This window comes from Pseudarthrobacter sp. NPDC080039 (assembly GCF_040702335.1).
In the GTDB taxonomy this organism is placed as follows: Bacteria; Actinomycetota; Actinomycetes; order Actinomycetales; family Micrococcaceae; genus Arthrobacter; species Arthrobacter enclensis_A.
The window spans coordinates 1-23,686 of the sequence record NZ_JBFBKY010000014.1; the positions used below are offsets into that span (position 1 = coordinate 1).

17 protein-coding genes, 1 pseudogene and 1 riboswitch are annotated in these 23,686 nt (G+C 64.1%); of the genes and pseudogenes, 7 read left to right on the plus strand and 11 right to left on the minus strand.

Features of this window, described 5'->3' with window-relative positions:
* Positions 1–448: 448 nt before the first annotated feature.
* On the plus strand, positions 449–838 hold the full coding sequence (locus tag AB0313_RS14740) for an ankyrin repeat domain-containing protein (RefSeq protein ID WP_366306373.1): 390 nt from the start codon (positions 449–451) through the stop codon (positions 836–838).
* 76 nt (positions 839–914) lie between these two features.
* Here the strand turns inward: AB0313_RS14740 and istB are convergent, their stop codons facing one another.
* From istB to AB0313_RS14765, 5 genes are all read right to left on the minus strand, one after another.
* Entirely contained in the window at positions 915–1,730 is an 816-nt protein-coding gene (istB, locus tag AB0313_RS14745; protein WP_366306375.1) for an IS21-like element helper ATPase IstB, read from the minus strand.
* On the minus strand, positions 1,727–3,403 hold the full coding sequence (gene istA / locus AB0313_RS14750; RefSeq protein ID WP_366306377.1) for an IS21 family transposase: 1,677 nt from the start codon (positions 3,401–3,403) through the stop codon (positions 1,727–1,729). Before istA ends, istB begins: the two co-directional genes overlap by 4 nt.
* A gap of 343 nt (positions 3,404–3,746) precedes the next feature.
* Entirely contained in the window at positions 3,747–4,022 is a 276-nt protein-coding gene (locus tag AB0313_RS14755) for an HPr family phosphocarrier protein (RefSeq protein WP_366306379.1), read from the minus strand.
* A gap of 95 nt (positions 4,023–4,117) precedes the next feature.
* Complete coding sequence (locus AB0313_RS14760; protein ID WP_366306381.1) at positions 4,118–4,879, minus strand: HAD family hydrolase; 762 nt, start codon at positions 4,877–4,879, stop codon at positions 4,118–4,120.
* Positions 4,876–5,826, minus strand: a complete 951-nt coding sequence (locus AB0313_RS14765; protein WP_366306383.1) for a metallophosphoesterase — start codon at positions 5,824–5,826, stop codon at positions 4,876–4,878. The genes AB0313_RS14760 and AB0313_RS14765 overlap by 4 nt, the downstream gene beginning before the upstream one ends.
* 266 nt (positions 5,827–6,092) lie before the next feature.
* On the opposite strand from AB0313_RS14765, the gene AB0313_RS14770 reads away from it, so the two are divergent.
* Both AB0313_RS14770 and AB0313_RS14775 read left to right on the plus strand, forming a co-directional pair.
* A complete protein-coding gene (locus AB0313_RS14770) occupies positions 6,093–7,043 on the plus strand; it encodes a sugar-binding transcriptional regulator (protein WP_366306385.1) in 951 nt (316 codons plus the stop codon).
* A 271-nt stretch (positions 7,044–7,314) separates the two neighbouring features.
* Positions 7,315–7,794, plus strand: coding sequence for a hypothetical protein (locus AB0313_RS14775; protein WP_366306387.1), 480 nt, complete (start codon positions 7,315–7,317; stop codon positions 7,792–7,794).
* Positions 7,795–8,108: 314 nt separating this feature from the next.
* Here AB0313_RS14775 and AB0313_RS14780 read toward each other — a convergent pair.
* Positions 8,109–8,702 (minus strand): annotated as a pseudogene (locus AB0313_RS14780) (recombinase family protein).
* Positions 8,703–8,734: 32 nt separating this feature from the next.
* A riboswitch (TPP riboswitch) is annotated at positions 8,735–8,844 on the plus strand.
* Between AB0313_RS14780 and thiC the strand changes: the two are divergent.
* Positions 8,842–10,572 (plus strand): phosphomethylpyrimidine synthase ThiC, encoded by a 1,731-nt coding sequence (gene thiC / locus AB0313_RS14785; protein ID WP_366306389.1) that lies wholly within the window; start codon positions 8,842–8,844, stop codon positions 10,570–10,572. It overlaps the preceding riboswitch by 3 nt.
* A gap of 514 nt (positions 10,573–11,086) precedes the next feature.
* Here the strand turns inward: thiC and AB0313_RS14790 are convergent.
* Positions 11,087–11,653 (minus strand): recombinase family protein, encoded by a 567-nt coding sequence (locus tag AB0313_RS14790; RefSeq protein ID WP_366306391.1) that lies wholly within the window; start codon positions 11,651–11,653, stop codon positions 11,087–11,089.
* A gap of 503 nt (positions 11,654–12,156) precedes the next feature.
* Positions 12,157–12,684, minus strand: coding sequence for an Hpt domain-containing protein (locus tag AB0313_RS14795; RefSeq protein WP_366306393.1), 528 nt, complete (start codon positions 12,682–12,684; stop codon positions 12,157–12,159).
* Positions 12,685–13,480: 796 nt separating this feature from the next.
* Here AB0313_RS14795 and AB0313_RS14800 point away from each other — a divergent pair.
* From AB0313_RS14800 to metH, 3 genes are all read left to right on the plus strand, one after another.
* On the plus strand, positions 13,481–13,870 hold the full coding sequence (locus AB0313_RS14800; protein ID WP_366306395.1) for a DUF1508 domain-containing protein: 390 nt from the start codon (positions 13,481–13,483) through the stop codon (positions 13,868–13,870).
* Between the two features lie 467 nt (positions 13,871–14,337).
* Positions 14,338–14,742 (plus strand): hypothetical protein, encoded by a 405-nt coding sequence (locus tag AB0313_RS14805; protein ID WP_366306397.1) that lies wholly within the window; start codon positions 14,338–14,340, stop codon positions 14,740–14,742.
* 99 nt (positions 14,743–14,841) lie between these two features.
* Positions 14,842–18,483 carry a methionine synthase gene (gene metH, locus AB0313_RS14810; protein ID WP_366306399.1) on the plus strand — a complete coding sequence of 1,214 codons (3,642 nt, stop codon included), beginning with the start codon at positions 14,842–14,844 and terminating at the stop codon, positions 18,481–18,483.
* Here metH and AB0313_RS14815 read toward each other — a convergent pair.
* The 3 genes from AB0313_RS14815 to AB0313_RS14825 form a co-directional block, all read right to left on the minus strand.
* Positions 18,473–21,343 carry an ATP-binding cassette domain-containing protein gene (locus AB0313_RS14815; protein ID WP_366306401.1) on the minus strand — a complete coding sequence of 957 codons (2,871 nt, stop codon included), beginning with the start codon at positions 21,341–21,343 and terminating at the stop codon, positions 18,473–18,475. The two genes, metH and AB0313_RS14815, sit on opposite strands and share 11 nt — an antisense overlap.
* Positions 21,340–21,897 carry a hypothetical protein gene (locus tag AB0313_RS14820; protein ID WP_366306403.1) on the minus strand — a complete coding sequence of 186 codons (558 nt, stop codon included), beginning with the start codon at positions 21,895–21,897 and terminating at the stop codon, positions 21,340–21,342. Before AB0313_RS14820 ends, AB0313_RS14815 begins: the two co-directional genes overlap by 4 nt.
* Before the next feature lie 152 nt (positions 21,898–22,049).
* Complete coding sequence (locus AB0313_RS14825; RefSeq protein WP_366306495.1) at positions 22,050–23,633, minus strand: APC family permease; 1,584 nt, start codon at positions 23,631–23,633, stop codon at positions 22,050–22,052.
* Positions 23,634–23,686 lie beyond the last annotated feature (53 nt).

A 23,686-nucleotide genomic window follows, 5' to 3' on the forward strand; every position in this document is an offset into this window, starting at 1 on the left:
GACGGCATGACGCCGAAACGCTACTGGGACAACTGGACCGAGCAAAACCAATTAGCTATCGCATAGACACTGGACTGCTAACGGGGGCCCAACCACAGGCACTATGAGGACGACGGCGACGCTCGGCGCGCGTTGGTTCGGCACTGGCTCCAACAAATCGTTGACGGCGTCCTCGACCCGTACATTGGGACAAATCTCATTCTGGGCCATGCTTGGCACGAACTAGGTCAGCCCACGGAGTTGAATTATTTGGTTGTCCTCAGGGACGACTGGGACGACATGCCGCAAAGCCGGGAGGATATTTGCAACAAGATTGTGGAGGCGGCGCACGAAGCGTTGATTGGTTGGTAGTCCGTCGAGGCTGCTCATCGCAAGGAAGGCGCACCCGCCTAGTGACGGATCGTCTATCGTGGCAGTTTGCCCCTACCGTCCAGAAGTTGAGGTATCCGTGGATCCCGCCGGTCGTTCGCCGCTGCACTACGCAGCACTTACCGATGCTGCAGCAGAGGTGACTCGGCTGATTGCTGCAGGCGAGTCACCCGACTCCGCGGATAGTCAGGGGTTTACCCCACTTCACCTTGCGTCTCAGGAGTATGCCCTGAACGCCGCTGCCGCGCTGATCAAGGCCGGTGCTGCGGTCGACGCAATGAACTCATACGGTAATACACCGCTGTTCGTCGCCGTCTTTAACTCCCGCGGACGACCGGCGATGATCAATCTGCTGCGTTCGCGTGGTGCCGATCCGCTTCTGGCAAACATGTCAGGTCAGACCCCTGTAGGACTGGCCAGACTGATCGGCAACTATGACGTGGCAGAGTACTTTCAGGATCTCCCCTAATGCCGCCGAGTGACCCCGTGCGCTGGCGGTGGCTGTTCGGCGAGCTGCCGGCTGGGACGCCTCGCCGCCGTTTAGCCTAAGCGTTTCGTTGGGCGATGGTGTGTGCGAGGCGGTAGGAGTCTGTACCGGTTTCGATAATGGTGCCGTTGAAGGTGAGGCGGTCCACAATCGCGGCGCACAGGCGTGGGTCGGTGAAGGTCTTGGTCCAGCCGGAGAAGGATTCGTTGGAGGCGATCGCGATGGAGTTTTTCTCCTCCCGCTCGGTCAGGACCTGAAAGAGGAGTTCGGCGCCGCGCCGGTCCAGTTCCATGTAGCCAAGCTCATCAATGTACAGCAGGTCGACGCGGCCATAACGGGCGATGGTCTTGGCCAGCATTTTTTCGTCGGCCGCCTCGACGAGTTCGTTCACGAGCCGGGTGGCGAGGGTGTATTTGACCCTGAACCCTTTCTCCGCGGCGGTTGTGCCGAGACCGATGAGCAGGTGGGACTTACCGGTGCCTGAGTCTCCGATGAGGCACAGAGGTGCGCCTTTGCGGATCCAGTCACCGGTGGCCAGGGTGTGGATGGTCGCGGGGTTGATGTTCGGGTTCGCATCGAAATCGAAGTCCCCGATCCACTTGTCCCGGGGAAAGTTGGCAGCCTTCACACGACGGATCGAGGAGCGCCGGTCACGGTCGTCGCATTCGGCCAGCAGCAGCTCGGCCAGGAACCCCTGATAGGACAGTTGCTCTTTCCCGGCGACGCTTAGTGCTTCGTCCAGGACCGCCCGGACGGTGGGCAGCCGCAGTCGACGGCAGGCCTGGTCCACGGCTGCGACCGCCGCTTGTTCGGTCAGGCCGCGGCGTCGGCGCAGGGTTGGAGTGATGGTGGTGGCCGGCGCGGTGGGGCTCATGAGATGTTCTCCTTCGACGGTGTTCCTGCAGAGTGCTCGGTGCGTTTGAACAGCAGCTCGTCGTAGGCGCCGATCGACGGAAGCGGGCGCGTGTCGAGCGGGAGCCCCGCGATGACCGCTGCCGGGTCCATGAGCCGGCGCTGAGTAAGGCTGACAACCCGTTGCACATTCACTTCAGCAAGAGCACCCGGATGACGGTCTGAACCGGACCCACCGCAGGTAGATGCCCCTGCGTGTCTGCGGGCCTCCACTGCGACAACATCGGCACTGACAGCTCCCACGCCCAGCGCTGCGGTGATTCCCGCCTGGATGTCTCCGTCGTCCATGGAACGGTGGAGCAGCAGGACGTCGATGAGTTCCCGGGTCCCCTCAGCGTCGCCATTGACGCGACGGGAGGCTGCCCAGAAGGCCTCGTGGGCACTGGTGAACGCCCCGGACTGCCGGGCCCGGGCCAGCGCGGTGGAACCTGGCAGGGCCCCGGGTTTGGTTTTGAGGACCTCAAGGTAGTGGTCCAGCTGGACCGATTGCCCTGACCGGGCCGCCATACGCTGATGTCGCGCGACCACGGCGCGGCCGTCGAACACCACAACCTCGGATGCCCGCAAGGACACTCGGACTTTCCGGCCGATGAACCGCGCCGGAACGGAATACTTCACCATCCGCACTGTGACCAGCGAAGACCTGTCCACGGTTGGGTTGAGCACCAGGCCGGGATCGAATTCCTCCGTTGGCAACGGTGCCAAGGAGGCCTGTTCGTTGGCGAAGTCCTGGCCGATCGTGTGGATTCTGTCCATGATCCGCCGGCGCTCGTCCCCGACTTCCCACACACGGATGCGGTCGTTGAGTTCTTTCAGCGACTCAACTACCAGCATCGGGGAGAGCCGGTTGCGGCGGAACCAGCCCACCTCGCCCTCAACCCCGCCCTTTTCGTGCGCCCCGCCGATACCGGGCTGGCAGTAGAAGGCATCAAAGCCGTAGAACGACCGGAACAACACCCACCGGTCGTTCTCCTGCCGCTGCCGGCCTTGCCCGAACACCACGGCGGTGACCGCGCTGGTGAGATTGTCGTAGCGGATGTGCCGGACCGGCACGCCCTCGATCTCGTTGAATGCCTCAATATGGCCTTCTAGGAAAGCCTCCTGCGCCTGGGTGGGATAGACACGGTGGATGGCCTTGCCGGAATGGGAGAGCCGGAGCACAAACATGTGGCACTTCGTCTTGACACCATTGAGCACCACCCAGAGCTCTCCAAAATCCACCTCAGCCTCGGCGCCTGGCTCATGTTCCTGGGGCACGAACACTTCAACCCGGCGGCCCGCTTCCACGTCGATCTGCGCCCGGCGGACCCGCACGTAATCGCGCACCGTTGAATACGACAGTTCTTCCGCTCCGTGCTCTTCGATCAACCGGGCCAAGACCCTCCGCGCGGTATGGCGCTGCTTCCTCGGCGCGGTCGTATCTGTAGTCAGCATGGCGTCGATGGCAGGTTTGAACGGATCCAGCCTCGGGGATGACCTCACCGGTGTCTTTCTGGTCGGCGGGAAAGGATCCGACAAGGCCTGGCGGACGGTATCTCTGCCGATCTGATAACGCTTTGCCAGCCCGCGGATCGACGTGCCCTCCACACGGGCGTCTCGGCGGATCTCGGCAAACAGCTCCATGCGCACCCTCATCCGGAACCTCCAAATGTTCGCTTTCAACAGATGAAAGCAACACTGGGGTGGTCCTGACTCAAACCGTCACAAGCAACCGGCGAGTCGTGGGTGGTCCTGATTCAAACCGTCACACCGGTCCTGAATCAAACTGCCATAGTCAACCGCGCTTACCTTTCGAGGACCCTGGACATAGTGAACGTAAAGGTGGACGGCTGGTCCAAGCTGGGGGAGATGGAGGTATAACAGATCACGCCCAGATGGGGTGTATTGGCACAGACCGCGCCGATACACCCCATCGATTCTTCTGTTTCCGGCAGCCAGCTATACCCGGTCCCGCCGACATGACAGGGACTGACAACTCCTATTCATCGTGGTCTGTTTCCAGAACCTGAACCAGTCGGTCAAGTGCATCCGCTGCGCCGTCATCTTCAGCGCGAAGCACCACTACGTCACCGTGTGAGGCACCAAGACTCATCAAGGAGAGGATACTGGCAGCATCCATGGCATCGCTGGCGGGTTCGCCGTTGTGGGCGATTGTCACATCCAGGTCAAGCTCCGACACCGCTGCTGCGAAGATCGCTGCCGGTCGTGCGTGCAAGCCGACCCTGCTGGCTATGGTAGCTGTGCGTTCAATCATGGTTTTCCTTTCCGCTTTGGCCGCAGACGCGACCGGATAGTGGGTTGTTGCTCAAGTGGTTATCTCGCCGGGTCACTTTCTGTCCGGGAGGAAGCTCATTCAGAGGCGGCTTTGCAGCCCATGCCTGGTAACAGCAAAAGTTCCGCAAGATCTCTGACTATGTAGTCCGGTACAACTCCCTGGACGGGACGCCCAGGTCCGGAAGGGGCTTCCCTAAGCACACAAAGGCCAAGGCCAGCCCTGCGGCCTGCGAAGACGTCGCGGTCGATCCGGTCGCCAACAAAGCAGGCTTCCCGCGCTGGAACCTGGACTGCGGCAAGGGCCGCGTCGAGGAGCTGACGTCCGGGCTTCCTGTAGCCGACCTCGTTGGAAAATAACGTGGCATCAAACAATTCCAGTAAACCGTCGTGATGAAGCTGAGCACGCGCTGCTTCTCCCGAGAGGCAATTACTGGCCAGTATGAGTTTCTTGCCGGCCCTTCTGAGAGACTGCAGGACCTCAGCCACTCCCGCATTAGCCGGCCGAGAAATTACTTGTAGTTCGAGCTCACGGGTAAGGCGGGCGGCATGGGCAATAACCACATCCCTAGTGGAGTCGGGCCACCTATAAGTCACCAGTTCCCAGAACATGCCCTGGGGCATCTCGAGGGGTATCCGCTGCCGGTTCTGGAGACGCTTCCACCCGTCATACGCAGCCCATGCACCTTCAATGTCTTCGCCGATTGCGGCGGCACTGAGAGCGGAGTCAGGAATCAGCTGGTGGACAAGATGTCCCATCACTGTAAACCCGTCACGAGGTTTCTGAACATCCGCCAGAACTCCTCCGTAATCGAAAATAACGGCGGCGACGTCTGTCATCCTGCCCCTCTCTTTCGCCGCTTGCCCTGACGCATAATTTGCTCGTCCGTGTTCACTCCAACGTATGAAGTCGCCGACTTTTTCTGCACTACTTCCTGCCACTGGAGTTCCTTGGTATCCACGTCCAATTCGAAGTCAAGGAGCGGGGCTTCAAGTTCTCCCGGGATGTCAACGACCGAGGCAGTCATTCCGTCCGCACGAATGTCAATAAGGGAAAAAGCACCATGGTTCCACCCTCGGATGTGGGCGTTCTCGGCCAAAACATCCTGGCTGTAGGCAAGGGAAGGGCCACACCAAACCAGCATCCCGTGCCACACCGCTGAGCAGGGGTGATGGTAGTGGCCAGCCACGATGCCCCTTACGTCACTGCCTTCTAGCGCCTTGGCTAGATCGGCAGAATTGCGTAGTCCGGCAAACCGCAGCTGAGGCATGGGGGAGGAAATGGGAGGATGATGCATGCTTAGGACAGTGCCCAGGGGCGCAGATTCGGAGGACATGGAAGCGATCCAGTTCAGCTGTTCGGCACTCAGCTCTCCGTATGATCGACCGGGGACGGAAGAATCGACTATCAGGAGCCTGGCGCCGCCAACCATCCTCATGTGGTCATGGGTGTCTCCCGGGCGCCTCACAGCACTTGACGGAATGACTCCAAATAGGGCTTCGAACTTTTCCCGGTCGTCATGATTACCCATCATTGCTACCACCGGACGGCGGAGGGCCTCCTCAAGGAGTTCACTGAACTGCAATACCTCGTCGTAGTCCCAGCCGGAAGTTCTGTCGACGAGGTCGCCGGTCAAAAGGATAATGTCCGGAGCTGGCTCCACCGTCATCATCATGTCCATGACCGTGGCCAACCGGAGGCTGATGTTTCCCTTGGCGTGAAGGAGTGCGTTTGGGTTCATAGTGTGGAGGTCGCTGATTTGAAGGAAACGGACACTCACGCCCATCGGCAATCCTCCTATCTGTCTCTAAGCTGAAGGAAAGGTGTTCCCATTAACCGTGTGCATATTTGTGCAAACCATGCTCAACCACGTGTAGACTAATTGAAGCCGACACACGTGGCATGCACAAGTCCCTTGGCGTTGCTATTGTGGCGGGAATCACCATCCGGGAGAGAAGGACTGATGGATCTGCCCATTGATTGCCTGCCGACCCTGGAGGCCCGCGCTTCGGTGATGCCGGAGACGGCCCCCCTGTCACCCGGGCACAACTGATGCCCTCCCCCCGGGAACCTGCACTCCTCGCCCGCGCAGCGCGTCTCTACTACGTAGAGGGTCGGTCGCAGGCTGAAGTTGCAACTGCGATCGGGGTGTCCCGGTCCAACGTCTCCCGAGTTCTCGCCGCGGCGCGTGAACAGGGGATAGTCGAAATCCGAATCAATGACTCCTTTGACCGCGATCCACAGCTTGAACAGGAATTGCAGAGGGCCTTCGGGCTGCTGGAATGCCGTGTAGCTTCGCGGAATGATTTCCAATCGCCGCTGCTGCAGGTCGGCGGCCTGGGAGCCTCGTGGGTCAAGGAGAACCTCCCCGACGCCGGCTCCATAGCCCTATCGTGGGGGTCGTCGGTGCAGGCTGTCGTTGACAGTGTTGAAGCGGAGCCCATCCACACTGGACTGCAAGTTCTTCCGCTGATCGGCGGCCTCTCAATCGTTGATGCCGCCGCGGACGGTAATGTCCTGGTCCGCTCCCTTGCCCTTAAGCTTGGTGCCGATGACGCACGGTTGCATGCGCCCGCCGTCGTTGGTTCGCAAGAGAGCCGAGACACCTTCCTCCGAGAACCCTCAATCCGCAACGTCCTGGACGCCGCCTGTAAGGCAGAGTTCGCCTTGGTGGGCATAGGGTCGGTCGGGAGCGGTGCGTCTGCATCCATCATTGACGCGATGCAATTCACCCCGGCCGAGCTGGAGCAGTTCCTCGCATCAGGGGCAGTCGGCGACTGTTGCACCAGGTTCTTTGACGAGCACGGAGCGCCCGTCGACTCTCCGGCCGATGGTCGGGTGGTCAGCATTGACCTACACGCGCTGCGCAACATCAAACGGGTTGTGGGCGTCGCGACGGGGGCGAACAAGGCTTCGGGCGTGCGGGGCGCCATCCTCGGAGGGTTTATCGATGTCCTCATTATCGACTCAGCTCTCGCAGCCGCCCTCCTCTCACTCCAATAGAACCAAGCGCACATATGTGAGTATTCAGCGCTTTCTTGTGCAAACACGGGCTCCCGCAGTATGATGTCCATCACGCGATGCTGCGAGGATCCGATTGTCTTTGTCTAGGCAGCCGAATCCCCGCAAGTCATCACTGCTCAGTAACTCGTTGCCGGGCAGTGAAGGTGCGGGTGAACCCAAAAAGTCCACACGCGTAAATTCGCTGCTTACCGGCCAGAGGTCAGCAAGATACGGGCCGCCAAGCTTCGAATCAGTCGAAGGATGGAATGAAATGCGACTTGCTCATATGGATACTTTCCACACCCCGTTTGGGATGAGGCGTCGAGTCATCGCCGCTACGCAAGGTTGTACCGGCTGGATTAACAAGACGACACTCCGCCTGTTAGAACCCCCGGGGTCTTCGAAGATGTCGCTATCGGATGATTCAAAAGAGTCCTTCACTCCGAACGAAGCCGCCGCCCTCTTGGCCGCGCTCATCCGGATCGCCCAGATCAACGGAGAGATCTCAGAAGACAGGGAACGCCGCCTGGCAGACCAATGCCGCCAAGAACTTCTAAAAATCCGGGATGAGACCGACCTATGGAACAGTCAAACAATCCTGGATACGCTGAGCGAGCTCATCATGCGCTTGACCCTCCGAACTCAAGACAACGTCCTTCAAACGCTTTCACCTAAAAGGATGGCAGGACTGAAGGCTGCCCTGTTTGAGGCTGATAGCTCCAGTCGGCTCAGAAGCGGCCGAGCTCAGTAAATTCTGCTATCCCCTTGTTCGGCTGACCGCCAAACCCTTCGTCCCCGCAAGACGAAGTTCCGAAAGACTGTCAGATTTACTCGCTTGTCGTCGCAGATTTCTTCTCTAACGGCTACCTACCTTTTATGACGAAACGGCAAGGCGCGAGACCCCGGCCGAGAAAATCAGCAACATCGATGGCCCCCGACCGTACCGTGCGGCTGCGAATCGCGATGGCTACTCCCCTGCGAGACGTAAAAAGCCGAAAATGAAGATTCCGTCGAGCTAAGGATGCGGAGGATTCGGCACATCGGCGGCGCCGGCAAGGGAGCGGTTTACTCGAGCTTGGCGTGGCGCAGGTACTGGTAGACGGGTCTCGCGGCAGATCCCGTAGTCACGGGCAAGTAAGGCTTTTGGTACACCGCTGCCGGCGCGCTGGACCAGTTCGGCTGCGCGTTCCGGTGTGCGGGTATTTTCCCGTCCTTTGTAGGCGCGGCACTGATTAGCCAGGGGGATGCCTTCCTTTTGGCGTTGCCTAATGAGGGAGCGTTCGAATTCGGCGATGGCATCCATAACGGAGAGCATGAGATGGGCATGGAGGAGTCCTCACCGGTGAAGAAGGCTCTCTTCGACGAACTTCACGCGCACGCCTTTGCGGGTAAGGCCTTGGACCAGAGCCCGCAGATCGTCCAAGCTCCGGGCGAGCCGGCCCATGCTGTGCACCACCACGGTGCCGTCGCGGGCGAACTGCAGCAGTTCCGTGAGTTGCGGCCGGCTGTGTCCCTGCCGGAGGCCTTGTCCGTGAAGATCCTATCCAGGACCTGGCCTTCGAGCTGGCATTTACCATTCTGGGCCCGCGTGCTCACGCGCCCGTATCCAATCCGGCCCCGGCGGAGCGCGGCGCGGTACTCGCGGCTACTCCGACATATTTTCCCCCAGCCCACGGTCTCTGTAAGCTTGGTCACATCCACACGGGGGCCCTGGTGCAGGGGCTGAGATCGGGCTGATGCAGTCCGTGACCGTTGAACCTGTCCGGGTCATGCCGGCGAAGGAAGTAGGAAATCACTCATGAACGCCATGAATTCGCATTCGCTCGCCTATGCCCACGACCCGGAGCACGGCATTAGCGTCCCTGTCACGGAGATCGCCTTGGAGGATTCGCCGAACGGGATGAAGAATCCCCCCTTCACGGTCTACCGGACAGCTGGGCCGGGCAGTGATCCGGTGATCGGCCTGGAGCCGTTCCGGTCCGAATGGATCGAACTGCGGGCCGATACCGAGCCTTACGGTGGCCGGGAACGGAACCTGCTTGATGACGGCAAGTCCGCGGTGCGGCGCGGTGCTGCTTCGGCCGAGTGGAAGGGTGCCCAGCCTGTTCCCCGGCGTGCCGTAGACGGCCGGACCGTCACCCAGATGCACTACGCCCGCCAGGGCATCATCACCCCGGAGATGCGCTTCGTGGCGGTACGGGAGAACTGCGACGTTGAACTGGTCCGCTCCGAAGTCGCCGCCGGCCGGGCGATCATCCCGAACAACATCAACCACCCCGAGTCCGAGCCGATGATCATCGGCAAAGCGTTCCTGGTGAAGATCAACGCCAACATCGGCAACTCCGCCGTGACGTCCTCCATTGCCGAGGAGGTAGACAAACTGCAGTGGGCGGCCCAATGGGGCGCCGACACCGTGATGGACCTCTCAACCGGGGATGACATCCACACCACCCGTGAATGGATCATCCGCAACTCACCCGTCCCGATCGGCACCGTGCCGATCTACCAAGCGCTGGAAAAAGTCAATGGGCAAGCCAACGAGTTGACGTGGGAGATCTACCGCGACACCGTGATCGAACAGTGCGAGCAGGGCGTGGACTACATGACCGTCCACGCCGGCGTGCTGCTGCGCTACGTACCCCTGACCGCAAACCGGGTGACGGGGATCGTGTCCCGTGGCGGGTCAATCATGGCGGGTTGGTGCCTGGCCCACCATCAGGAGAACTTCCTGTACACGCACTTCGACGAGCTCTGCGAGATTTTCGCGAAGTACGACGTCGCGTTCTCCCTCGGTGACGGTCTGCGCCCGGGTTCCACGGCGGATGCCAACGACGCGGCCCAGTTCGCCGAACTGGACACCCTGGCCGAACTGACAAAGCGCGCCTGGACGTACGATGTGCAGGTCATGGTCGAAGGACCCGGTCACATCCCGTTCCACCTGGTCCGTGAAAACGTCGAACGCCAGCAGGAACTCTGCGACGGCGCACCCTTTTACACCCTGGGGCCGTTGGTCACGGACGTTGCACCGGGGTATGACCACATCACCTCAGCCATCGGAGCGACGGAGATCGCCCGGTACGGCACCGCCATGCTGTGCTACGTCACGCCCAAGGAGCACCTCGGGTTGCCGAACAAGGATGACGTGAAGACCGGAGTGATCACCTATAAGATCGCAGCCCACGCCGCGGACCTCGCCAAAGGCCACCCCGGCGCCCACGAACGCGACAACGCCCTCTCGAAGGCCCGGTTCGAATTCCGCTGGCGCGACCAATTCGCGCTGTCCCTGGACCCGGTCACGGCGGAGGAGTTCCACGACGAGACGCTGCCCGCGGAGCCGGCCAAGACGGCGCATTTCTGTTCAATGTGCGGGCCGAAGTTCTGTTCCATGCGGATCAGTCAGGACATCCGGGACCAGTTCGGTGGAGCGTCCGAGCAGGAAGTAATCGCGGGCATGAACGCCAAGAGCGCAGAGTTCCGCGAAGCCGGTGGCAAGGTTTACCTGCCCGAACCTGTCCGCCTCAACCCCTAAAACCCCCGGGCCTGCCGCCCAAGCCGCAGGCCCGGGCACCCCCTGCTCCACGAACACTGGCGCGCATCCATGACCAGACCCCGCAGCAGGGCAACCGGTAACACCGCCAAAAGGCTCGCGTTCAGAGTCGCCCCCTAGTTCGGCCCGATTTCTGCTCTCGGGAAGTCTGCTGTGGCGGTTCCCGCCTGCGGAGAGGGGTAGCTGGGGTTGGGCTGGCGGCGGTTTGGGAGCGGCATCCACGGTCTCCTGGATGCCTTACCGCCAGCCTCGGTCCCATTCTTAAAACCCCGCCCCAGCGGCGGGGTCCATGTCGTCGACAGCAGGACCGGTTCCTAAACGGCAGCCGATGACGAGCACAGGGTTTGCTCAAGGCTCTGAAAGCCTGTTCTTCCCGCGCATGTAGCCTGGCAAAACAACAAGCCGATAATGAAGACTCTGTCAGCCCGCCGAGGCGCGGAAGCGGGCTGTATTGGCACAGCCTTAGGAGCGTGTGTGGGCCTGCCTGCCTGGAGTTCTAGATGGCCTTGGCCTGGCGAAGGTACTGATAAACCGTTTCACGGCTGATGCCGTAGTCGTTGGCCAGCACGGCTTTCGGAACACCGTTCTCCGCACGATGGACGAGTTCGGCTGCCCGTTCGGGGGTCAGGGTCTTCTTCCGCCCCTTGTAGGCTCCGCGCTGCTTCGCCAGGGCAATGCCTTCGCGCTGCCGTTCCCTGATCAGGGAACGCTCGAACTCGGCGAAGGCACCCATAACTGAGAGCATCAGATTGGCCATGGGGGAGTCCTCGCCGGTGAAGACCAGGCTTTCCTTTACGAACTCGACGCGGGCCCCTTTGCGCGTGAGGCCCTGGACGAGAGCACGCAGGTCATCAAGGTTCCGGGCGAGCCGGTCCATGCTGCGCACCACCACGGTGTCTCCATCGCGGGCGAAACGCAGCAGTTCGGCGAGCTGTGGTCTGGCGGTGTCCCTGCCAGAGGCCTTGTCCGTGAAGACCCGGTCAAGAACCTGGCCGTCGAGCTGACGCTTCTCATTTTGCTCCAGCGTGCTTACCCGCACGTACCCAATCCGCTGTCCGCCCACCGTAACCTCCAACCCGCGTGCCTGTGAGATTGAGTTCTAGGCTCGTCCTACAAGGAAGTCAAGACACTGACTGCGGCGGTTTCGGGTTGGGTGCAGTTCAACCGCCATGAAGCTCCTCTGCCGAGTATCTGGACGACAAATATGTCACTCCAACCGTGATCGGAGGCCTGCACAGGGTCACGGGGTATTGAGTTTAGGTTCCGGTCGAAGGATGAGGAATGCTGCAACGGCGGTGAGGGTGAGCAGGGACGCCGCGATGGTGAAAATGAGCTGCATTCCTTGGACGAAGTCGGCTCGATCGGCGATTAGAGCTCCGAAGACTGCGACTCCCAGATGCGGAACGGCACGGTGACCGGTCAGTGAACGCGACACCAGTGCTGGGCCTATCGGACCCCGCCCTCGTAGCTGGACAGGGATGCTTCTGGGTGCGGCTCATCATTCAACCCTGAATCAGGAGCCAGGGATCAGCAGCCAATGCCTGCGGCTGAAGTGCCCAGCGGGATTCACCCCCTTCCCGGGCACCTCCCGTGGCCGACATAACGAGCCGTCCTCGCGCGAAGTTGGGCCTCGGCGTGCTCGAGCAGGATGGGTGAGGCGGCAGTCAGGACGTCGACGCTATGTTGCAGGGCCGCGGCCTGTAGCCGCGCAAGCGCAAAGTTCCGGGCCACGACAAGCGGAAGGATTGTGGCGCAGTGCTGGGCGATGTCCGTTGCCCCTGCCATGGAGGACGCTGTCTGCAGGCTTAGTACGGCATCAACCGACGCCGCCGGCTCCTCGTCAGCCAGAGCCGCGAGGAGCCGGGACAGCCGAACCTGCTGCAAGCTGAAGAAGTCGTTAAGGAACTGGAGGGCCAAAGCATGGCCCCCGGTGTCGTCGGCGATGTCCAGCAGGCTTTGCAGTTCGAGCAGTGGATTATCCCCGCTGACGCCCGACGAGGAAGGGGTTGAAGGGGCCCATTGAGCCCCTGCCGGTTCCAGCGCCTCCGCAGCTGCGGGTCGTTCTGCGCAAGATATGTTGACGGTGGTCCTCAAAGGAATCCTCGTGAATGATGAGCGCTGCCAACGGACCCCAAACCGTCAAGGGACAGGCGCTCTGCTTGACCTGACAAGGACACTTTTCCGGAAGAGGATCAAGCGGGCGCTTGTTGCCAGTCAAGATTCCCTCAAGATTGGACTACGGATTTCTACCGCCGTGACAAAGCCGGCGTTGCCTGTCACGGGCCCCGGTGAAGATCGGCCCCTTCCCATGCTTTTAACCCCGATGGATAGCCCCGAAGGGCACGAATTTGGAAAACCAGCATTCCGCGTACTACTTTTATTGTTGGCCAAAGCGCACGTTTCCCCCAACGTGTGGAGCAGCTGAAGGAGAGACCCTCGCGGATCGAGACAAGGACGCGGGGGTCTTTCAACATGTCCGGAAGACCTTAAGTACGGCCGCCTGAAAACTAACGGCCCGAGAGGCTCTTGGTCGCAAGGGTTCGTTCAGCATCCTGCTCCAGCCGGACTGCAGTGACAGATGCGAGCGTCAAATGCAAGACTCTTGCTTCGATCCCACCCACGGATGTAATGCCGCATTCCAGTCCGGCACACCCGCACGTGCCCGGCTACTATTCTTTCTGCGCAGCTCGGCGGAACGAGAGGAGGGCATCACTTCACCCGTTTGCCCGGCGAACCATTGCGCCGGCAGGAGTTCCTGCGAAAGACTCGGGGAACGCGCGCTGAATTGATGGAAATTTGGAGCGGGAACACCACGAAAGCGCAGGCAACGATGCCACGCACGGGCGGCGACGGCGCCATCCCAGGGATCCCGCAGACCGAAAGGATCGCAATGGCAGGAATGTTCGAACTGTTCATCGACGCAGAATCAGCCTTCAGGTTCCGCCTGACAGCACCGGACGGCACCGTAATGGCAGTGTCCAGGCCCTTCACCACCAAGACCGACGCCGTGCAAGGGATCACCGCCGTCCGCGAGTACGCCGGTATGGGCCTGATTACCGACTCCTGCACGGCCGTCACTGCAACACAACCGCGGACCCACGACGGGCCTGCGGGTCAATCCGCCGAATCCCTAAGGGGTCCGAAGATCGACTTCCACACCCGCGCCCGGGCGGTCCGCAGGGCGGACTCCGGTCCGCGCTGGGGCCGGGGCACTGCACAACCTTTCATGAGGATCGGGGGAGGGCTTTCCGGCCCTCTTCTCACGACCAGGTTGACGTAACGTCGGCTATCAGTCCCGGCTTGCCCGGTTTCGCAGGGAATTCCCAGCTGCGGGCGCACATAATGAACCGAAGCTCCGGTCAACCGCTATTTGACTGGAGCTTCGCCAATTGCCGGCGCCGGCAAAGGCTGCAGCCGCGCCACGAGATGAAAGCTGCCGCGGTTAGTTCAGTCCTTGTACCGCACGCCACGATGGACGCCAGAAGGCCTTCGGGAAGCCCCTCTCAGCCGCAGCTTTACATAAGATCCGTTATCGGCGTTCCGTCGCGGGACTTGCGCAGAGACGAGGGATATTGACATCTCAGTTATCCAAATCGGGCCTAAGATCCAACGTCGCGGAGGCAGTTCTTGCCAGTGCCGCTCTTGGCCCCCAAATCAACGGGGCATTATCTGCCGCTCCGAAGATGGACCTCGGTCAAGAGGGTATTTCGTCTTGACCTGCGCATGGCGTCAAACTAACTTGACGCCATGGATCACGCGTCAGTGGAGCAGGCACTCAACAGCGGTGACGTCCACGAGTTGCTCAAAGTGTGGGAAGACTTCAACCGGGGCGAGGCATCGCCTGGCATTTCCCCCGCCGGCAACGATCGTGCGCTGGAAGCTGCAGCACATTTTTTGTCAGAGGTATCGGAAGTCGCCGCGCTGGAGGCGCTGCGGGCAAATGCCAGGGCAGTCGGGCTGCTCACTGCCAGACGCTGGTACGTCATGAAGTCTGCCCGTGAGGGAGGCGCCACGTGGGAACAGATCGGTGAGGCGTTGGGGATCACAAAGCAAGCAGCCCAGGATTTTTACCGCCGTAAGATCGAAGAAGAGGAAAGGCACTCGCCGGATCTCCACGACGTGGCAGCCGCTCGCGCCGTCCTCGAAGACTGACTCGAGGGACGGGAGAAGGCGCCGGGAGATGGGAGGCTGCCGTTCGTAGCATCCAGACACACAGCGCAACGCAGGCGCCCCCGCCCGTAACCTGTTTAAATGCCTCGTTTCGCACTGGACATCGAGTCCGTCCCCCGTCCCGCCCGTTCGCAGGAACTCCTGGACGCCGTGAACCACCGGGTGGTCATCGCCGACGGCGCCATGGGCACCATGCTCCAGGGCCGTGACCTGCAGCTCGACACGGACTTCCAGAACCTCGAGGGCTGCAACGAGATCCTCAACGACACCCGGCCGGATGTCATCGCCGACATCCACGACGCCTACTTCGCCACCGGCATCGACGCCGTGGAAACCAACACCTTCGGTGCCAACTGGTCCAACCTCTCCGACTACGGCATCGATGACCGCATCGAAGAGCTCGCGCTCAAGGGCGCAAAGATCGCCCGCGAACGCGCCGAAGCGGCAGAAGAAACAGACGGGCGCATGCGCTGGGTCCTCGGCTCCATGGGCCCGGGCACCAAGCTCCCCAGCCTCGGCCACACCAGCTACGACTGGCTCAAGCAGACCTTCGCCCTCCAGGCGGAAGGCCTCATCGACGGCGGCGCGGATGCGTTCCTCATCGAAACCAGCCAGGACCTCCTGCAGACCAAGGCCGCCGTCAACGGCTGCAAGCAGGCCATCGTCTCCAAGGGCATCCGCCTCCCCATCTTCGTCGAGGTCACGGTGGAGACCACCGGCACCATGCTCATGGGCTCGGAAATCGGCGCCGCACTCACCGCCCTGGAACCGCTCGGCGTCGACGCCATCGGCCTCAACTGCGCCACGGGTCCGGATGAGATGAGCGAGCACCTCCGCCACCTCTCAAAGCAGTCCTCCGTCGCCATCGCCTGCATGCCCAACGCCGGCCTGCCCGTCCTCGGCGCCAACGGAGCGCACTACCCGCTCACCCCCGCCGAACTCGCCACCGCGCACGAACAGTTCGTCCGCGAATTCGGCCTGGGCCTGGTGGGTGGCTGCTGCGGTACGACGCCGGAACACATGGCCGCCGTCGTCGAACGTCTTGCGCCCTTCCGTGCCAAAGCCGTGGCCACCGACAGCGGAAAGCCGGCAAGAATCCCCGAAGAGCGCGAGGCCGGCGTCGCCTCCCTCTACCAGCACGTGAACTTCGACCAGGAGTCCGCCTACCTGGCCATCGGTGAGCGCACCAACGCCAACGGCTCCAAAGCCTTCCGCCTGGCCATGCTCGAAGAGCGCTGGGACGACTGCGTGGACATCGCCCGCGAACAGATCCGCGTCGGCGCCCACCTGCTGGACGTCTGCATCGACTACGTGGGCCGCGACGGCGTCGCCGACATCAAGGAGGTGGTGAGCCGCTTCGCCTCCGCCTCCACCCTCCCGCTGGTCATCGACTCCACCGAACCGCCCGTGCTGCGGGCCGGCCTGGAACTCATCGGCGGCCGCCCCGTGGTCAACTCCGTCAACTATGAGGACGGGGACGGCCCGGACAGCCGCTTCGCCCGCATCATGCCGCTGGTCAAGGAACACGGCACGGCCGTCATCGCCCTGACCATCGACGAACAGGGCCAGGCCCGCACCACCGACGGCAAGGTGGCCATCGCCTCCCGCCTCGTCGACGCCCTGGTGGGCGAATGGGGCATGCGGGTCGAGGACATCATCGTGGACTGCCTCACCTTCCCCGTCGCCACCGGCCAGGAGGAAACCCGCCGCGACGGCATCGAAACCATCGAGGCCATCCGCCAGATCACCGCGAAATACCCGGGCATCAACACCACCCTCGGCGTCTCCAACGTCTCCTTCGGCCTCAACCCGGCCGCCCGCATCGTGCTGAACTCCGTATTCCTGCACGAAGCCGTCCAGGCCGGCCTGACCAGCGGCATCATCGACGCCGCCAAGATCGTCCCGCTCGCCTCCCTCCCCGAGGAGCAGCGCAAGGTGGCCCTGGACCTGGTCTGGGACCGCCGCGAATACGACGCCGACGGCAACACCACCTACGACCCCCTGGCCAGCATGCTGGACATGTTCGCCGGCGTCGACACCGCGGCGCTCAAGGACCAGCGCGCCGCCGAACTCGCGGCCCTGCCCACCGGCGCCCGTCTGGAACGCCGCATCATCGACGGCGAAGGCAAGGGCCTCGAGGAGGACCTGGACCTGGCCCGCAGCGAGGGCATGACCCCGCTCGGCATCATCAACGACCACCTGCTCGAAGGCATGAAGGTGGTGGGCGAACGCTTCGGCGCCGGCGAAATGCAACTGCCCTTCGTGCTGCAGTCCGCCGAGGTCATGAAGAACGCCGTGGCCCTGCTGGAGCCGCACATGGAAAAGTCGGACTCCTCCGGCAAGGGCACCATGGTGATCGCCACCGTGCGCGGCGACGTGCACGATATCGGTAAGAACCTGGTGGACATCATCCTCACCAACAACGGCTACAAAGTGGTCAACATCGGCATCAAGCAGGGCATCGCCGAGATCATCGCCGCGGCGGAGGAGCACAACGCCGACGTGATCGGCATGTCCGGGCTGCTGGTGAAGTCCACCGTGGTGATGAAGGAAAACCTCGCCGAGCTGCAGTCCCGCGGCCTGGCCAAGAAGTGGCCGGTCATCCTGGGCGGCGCAGCCCTCACCCGCGCCTACGTGGAGCAGGACCTGGCCGAGCAGTTTGACGGCGTGGTCCGCTACGCCAAGGACGCCTTCGAGGGCCTGTCCCTCATGGAGCCGCTGGTGCGCGTTGCCCGCGGCGAATCGCCGGACGACGTCGGTCTGCCGCCGCTGAAGAAGCGCATCCACAAGGGTGGCGCAAAGTTCACGGTGACCGAACCCGAAGCGATGCCCGGCCGGTCCGACGTCGCCACCGACAACCCTGTCCCCGTGCCGCCGTTCTGGGGCACCCGCATCGTCCGCGGCGTCTCGCTCCACGACTACTCCGCCTTCCTCGACGAACGCGCCACCTTCATGGGGCAATGGGGCCTCAAGCCCGGCCGCGGAGAAGACGGGGCCTCCTACGAGGAACTTGTGGAACGCGAAGGCCGCCCGCGCCTGCGCTACTGGCTGGACCGCATCCTGGGCGAAGGGATGCTGGACGCCTCCGTGGCCTACGGCTACTTCCCCGTGGTCTCCGAAGGCGAACAGGTGGTGGTGCTGCACCACGGCGAGGATCCCGACGGCGTCCTGGGCAAGGCGGGCCTGCTCGCCCCCGACGGTGGTTCAGGCGGCCCCATCGGCACCGACCGCCTCCGGTTCGATTTCCCGCGCCAGCGCCGCGACCGGCACCTCTGCCTGGCCGACTTCGTAAAGTCCCGCGAGTCAGGGCAGATCGACGTGCTCCCCGTGCAGCTGGTCACCGCCGGTTCCAAGATCGAAGAGTTCACCTCCAAGATGTTCGCGGCCAACCAGTACCGCGACTACTACGAGCTCAACGGCCTGGTCATGCAGCTCACCGAGGCGCTCGCCGAGTTCTGGCACTCCCGGATCCGCAAGGAGCTCGGCTTCGCGGCCGAGGAGCCCAAGGACAAGGCCGGCCTGTTCAAGCTGGACTACCGCGGTGCCCGCTTCTCGCTCGGCTACCCCGCCTGCCCGGACATGGAGGACCGCCGCAAGGTCACCGAACTGCTCAAGCCCGAGCGCATGGGCGTGGTCCTGAGCGATGAGCTCATGCTGCACCCCGAGCAGTCCACCGACGCGTTCGTGTTCCACCACCCGGAGGCCAAGTACTTCAAGGTGTGAGCTGGCGCCGCTTCCTGGCCGACGCGGAGGGGGCATGGGCCCAAACGGAGTGTCCGGCCTGGCCGCCAGGTCCCGGAACGCTGCCGGACACCGGCTTCACCCGCCGCAGCGAGGCCAGGACGGCGCGCCCCACCACGGCGATGCCGATCACCGTGGTGACGGCCCGCAGCGTGTCCCAGCCCGCCGTCGACGTCAGCAGTGAATACAGCAGGAAGCTGCTGAGGTTGGTGCCCAGCGGCGCGCCCGGAACGTACGAGATGCCCGTGCCGGCGCCCACCGCGAAGGGCCAGAACCACAAGTTCAGCAGCAGCCCGAACAGGTACGACGAGACGATGCCGTAGCCCGCCAGCATCCACAGCTCCGCCCTGCCGTGCACCCGGCGGGGGAGCAGTCCGGCCCCCGCGCCCACCCACCCGCAGGCGAAGATCTGGAACGGCGTCCACGGGCCGATGCCGCCCCACAGCGTGCTGGAGAGGGCGATGGTGGCGGCGCCCAGGAGCAGGCCGAACCGGGGACCGAATGCGCGGCCGGCCAGGATCAGCAGGATGAAAACGGCCTCCACGCCGCCGACGCCGGTGCTCGCCACCCGGACGGCGGAACCGACGGCAGCAAGCACGCCGAGCAACGCCACGGTGTGCGCGGAGCGGACGGAGCCGTCAAGGGACACCACGACGGCGACCGCGGCCACGGGCGCGATGGCCAGCGCCGCGTACGGGAGGGCAGCGGTGGCGTCCTGGGGGAGGGCCGCGGCGAGCAGCGGCCAGCAGAACGCGGCCAGGGCGATCAGGTTGGCCGCTGCCAGCACCGTGAGCTCCGCGGCCCGGTGCATCCGGGGCCGGCGCTGCTTCTGCCCACCCCCAGTCCCGGACGGTTCCCTGACAACAGGTGAGGGAGGGGCTGAAGCAGCGCGGGGGAACGGGACGAACGGCTCGGGGACAGGAGGCGCCTCCGTTGAAGGCGCCACACCATCCCGCATGGGGAGGATCCGGGCGCCCAGGCCATGGACGAAATCAAGGTCGTGCGTGGCGATCAGGACGGCCGCGCCATCCTCCGCCGCCGCGCACAGGGCTGACGAGACCGCCGCCCGGGCCGAAGGATCCAGCCCCCGCGTGGGCTCATCAATCAGGAGAACGTCAGGGGCGTCCATGGTCTGCAGGGCGATGGCAAGGATCCTGCGCTCCCCGGCGGACATGTCCCGGGGATGCTCGTGGCCGATGGGCATCCCGGCGGCCCCGCGCAGCCGGGTCAGGCGTGCCGCTGCGGAACCGGACTCGAACCGCGCACCGTTCCTGCGGCGCTGCAGCCGCCGTTCCGCCGCCTGCAGTTCTCCTGCCACCGTGTCCCGGGTAAAGAGGTCGTCCGAGGCATCCGGCACCAGGGTGACCCGGCCGCCGTCGACCGTGCCGCCGTCGGTGCCTGCACTGCGCCCGCGCTCTGTGCCCAGGGCGAGGGCCACCAGGAGGGACGACTTCCCGGCTCCGTTCGGCCCCACCAGGGCAACGATCTCCCCGCGGTGCAGGGCCAGGGAAGCGTCACGCACCAGCGGTTTGCCGTCGCGGTGCACAGAAAGGTTCGTTGCGGTCAGGACGGCCGGATGGTCGGGGACGGCAAGGGCCGCCGCTCCCACAGCCTCGTGGGCGGGAGCGGACGGCGCAGCACCCGGCACCAGGAAGGCGCCATCGATGGTCCACCAGGAATCAGCCACGGGTACCAGCGTGTGCGCCCGGTGTTCGGCCACGACCACGCAGACGCCCTCCGCATGGGCGAGAGCATCCAGGACGCCGACGACGCGGGTGCGTGCGGTTGCGTCGAGGTCGGCCAGGGGCTCATCCACCAGGAGCAGCTGCGGATGATCCACGACGGCGGCCGCGATGGCCACGAGCGTGGCCTCACCCGCCGAGAGGGTAGTCACGGCCCGGTCCAGCAGTGCCGTGACCCCGATACGTTCCGCGACGTCCAGCACCCGGTCCTTGGCGCCGGCGGGCGCCATGCCGCGCAGCTCGAGTGCCAGGGCGATCTCGTCCCGGACCCGGCTGGTGGCGAAACCGGCCCGCGGGTTCTGCAGGACGACGCCGACCAGCCGGGCGGTCTCCCGCGGCGGGGCGGCGGCACGGTCCAGCCCACCGACCTGCACGGTGCCGGAGATGTCCCCGCCGTCAACGTGCGACAGAAGCCCGGCGAGGCCGCGCAGGACGGTGGACTTGCCGGAGCCTGTGGAGCCGGTCACCACCGCGACCGAGCCACGGGGCGGCGCAAAGCCGTCAACCCTGATGCACGTGTCCGCCACGCGGAACTCTGCGCCGCGGACCACAAGTGGGGTGCCGCCGTCGGGCCCCTTTCCGTCGCCGCCCCGGCCGCCGAAGCCGCGCAGCTCCAGGGCAGCAGCCACCCGGGCGGCATGTTCGAGGGTGCGCTCCAGGATCGGGACCAGGGCGCGGGGTCCGAACCGCTCGCCCCGGAGCCGGAACGCCAGGCGCACGGAGGCCGCGGCGTCGGACAGTGCGGGGAGCGCCGCCCACGCCACCACGAGCATGCGGGCGATGCCCTGCAGGGGGCCGCCTCGGGCCAGCTTCACGAAGCCGCGGGACACGTCCACCCAGGCGTTGAGCAGGCCGAACGCGAGGATCAATCCGGCGATCGGGAGGGCGGACAGCACCGCCTCCCAGAGCCCGGGAGCTGACACCGGGCCGAGGAACACCACGTGGGCGTACGGGGCGGGAAGCCGCAGCGGCGGCAGGTTGAGCAGGACCGGGGTGCCGGTGCCCGCTCCATTGAAGAGGGCGCGGTAGAGGACCCGCGCCGCAACGAACACGGCGGCGAGGGCCGCCGCTGCGCGTAACGGCGCGGGCCGGAAAATCATGCCGCGGGTGAGGCCGGCTGGTCGTCCACCGTGAAGAGCAGCTCGAAGCTTTCTCCCGGCTTCAGCTGCAGGGTGGCCAGGCCCTCCTGCGCGAAGGCCCAGTCACCGGAGACCGGCTTGACCCAAAGGCCCCAGTAGGCAAAAGCCGCAGGCATCTTGCTGCAGTCCTCGCGGTAGGTGCCGTCCTTGTGCTTGATGTCGAAATCGGCGGCGGGCACGCCGTTCACCCGGCACACCACTTCGTTGGGGTACTGCGTGGTGCCCTCGGTCTTCACCTTTGCCTCTTCCAGCACCTTGGTGGCTGCGGTGGGTCCAGTCACGGGCACGCATACGGACGTGTCGGCCGCGGCCTGCTTCAGGGCACCGGAATCGACCACGACCTGCACGCCGTTGCTGCAGGACCCGGAGGCGCTGGCTGAGGCGGATGCTGTTGAGGCGGGAGCGGAGGAGCTGGGCTGGTTGGCGGCCGGCGTGGAGCAGGCGGCGAGGGTAAGCAGGAGGCCTGCGGCGGCGAGGGAACTCGCGGCGGCGGTGCGGGTTTTAGTCAAAGTCACGTGTCAAGGGTAGGGCGTTGTGCGCGAGGATCCAGAGGCGGTCTCCTTGTATGACGTTCCCGCTCCACATCCGCCGGGCTGGTGGCACCAAAAAGGGCCGACGGCGGCACTTTTTGGCAAGTGCCGCCGTCGGCCCCGTTGGCCTTGCTTTCCTAGCTTTCGGTTGCCATGGCGGCGTTGACCGGCACCGCCTCGTGGGCCGACCCGAGCCGTTCCCCCTGGCCGGCGTGGGACGACGGGTGGGCTGCCACTGCTGCCGCGTGCTCGGCCAGCACTCCGGTCTGGTGCCGGATCTTGAGCCGGTAGAGCAGCGTCCCGCCAATGATCACTGCGGCCACGAACATCACGCCGCCCCACTGCAGGTACCACTCAAAGGGCGGCACCGAGTTGTAGATCTCGGGGCGGGGCCAAACGAGGTTGATGGTCATGGCGGCGCCCCAAAGGACCGCGAGGATGTTCACCGGAAGTCCCCACTTGCCCATGCGGAATCCGGGCTCGGAACCGTCCCCGACGAGGGGCCACTTCCTGGCCAGCCGTTTGCGGAGCAGGGGAACCGTGACCAGGAGGTAGGAGAGGTAGATCAGCACAATGCTGATGCTGGAGAGGATGGTGAAGATGGCCGGCTGGGTGACGTTGACCAGCAGCGGCAGGATGGCCAGGACGCCGATCACGATGGCGGCCACCGTGGGGGTGCGGCGGACGGGATCCACCTTGCTGAGCTGCCGGCTGAAGGGCAGGTTGTTGTCCCGGGCCATGGCGAACATCATCCGGATCGCGGCGGCGTGGACAGCCAGGGTGCAGACCACCACGGCCACCACGATGCAGGCCAGGAAGGCCTTGCCGAAGGGTCCGCCCAGGACGGAGAGCACAATGTGCTGCAGGCCGCCGTCGGGGGAGCCGATCTGCGGGTCCGTGAGGTCCGGTGCCGCCAGGATGCCGAACAGCAGGATTCCCCCGCCCAGCAGGAACGACGCCGTGACGGCGCGGAGGATGGCCTTGGGCGCCGTGCGCTTGGGGTCCTTGGTTTCCTCGCCCAGGGAGCTGGCCGTGTCGAAGCCGTACATGACGTAGCCGGAGGCCATGGCGCCGATCAGGAAGACGCCGAAGAAGCCCAGGTCCTTGCCCTCGCCGAAGCCGTTGGTCTGGAAGAACACCTCCGGCCCGCGGACCACGTGCCAGCCCAGGGCGAGGATCAGCAGCACGGCAGCGATGAGTTCAACGAAGACGCCGATGCTGTTGATCCTGGTCATCAGCTTCACGCCGAACGCGTTGATGAGGGTGGAGATGGTGATCATGATGGTGGCCAGCACCACCCCGTTCATGGCGAAGTCGTAGGGGCCGGTGCCGTCACCGATGAACTGGAAGCCGGACCAGAGCTGCGGCAGGGTGATCTGCAGCGCCAGGGCCACGGAGCCCAGCGCCATGATGGAGGACAGCAGCAGCAGCCAGCCGGCGAGCCAGGACGAGGTCCCGGACGCCAGCCGCTTGGCCCAGTTGTAGACGGAGCCGGCTACCGGGTAGCGGCCGGCCAGTTCGGCGAAGCACAGGGCCACCATCAGCTGGCCGACGAACACGATGGGCCAGGACCAGGCATACGCCGGACCGGCCATGGAAAAGCCAAAGTAAAACAGTTGGAAAACACCGGTGAGGATGGATATGTAGCTGACACCTGCGGCGAAGCTGGCAAACTTGCCGATGCTTCGGTCCAAGGTCTGGGTGTAGCCGAATTCGTCCATGCCGCTTGAATCAATACTCTTGCTGGGTTCCAAATTGGACTCCTGGATCAGAA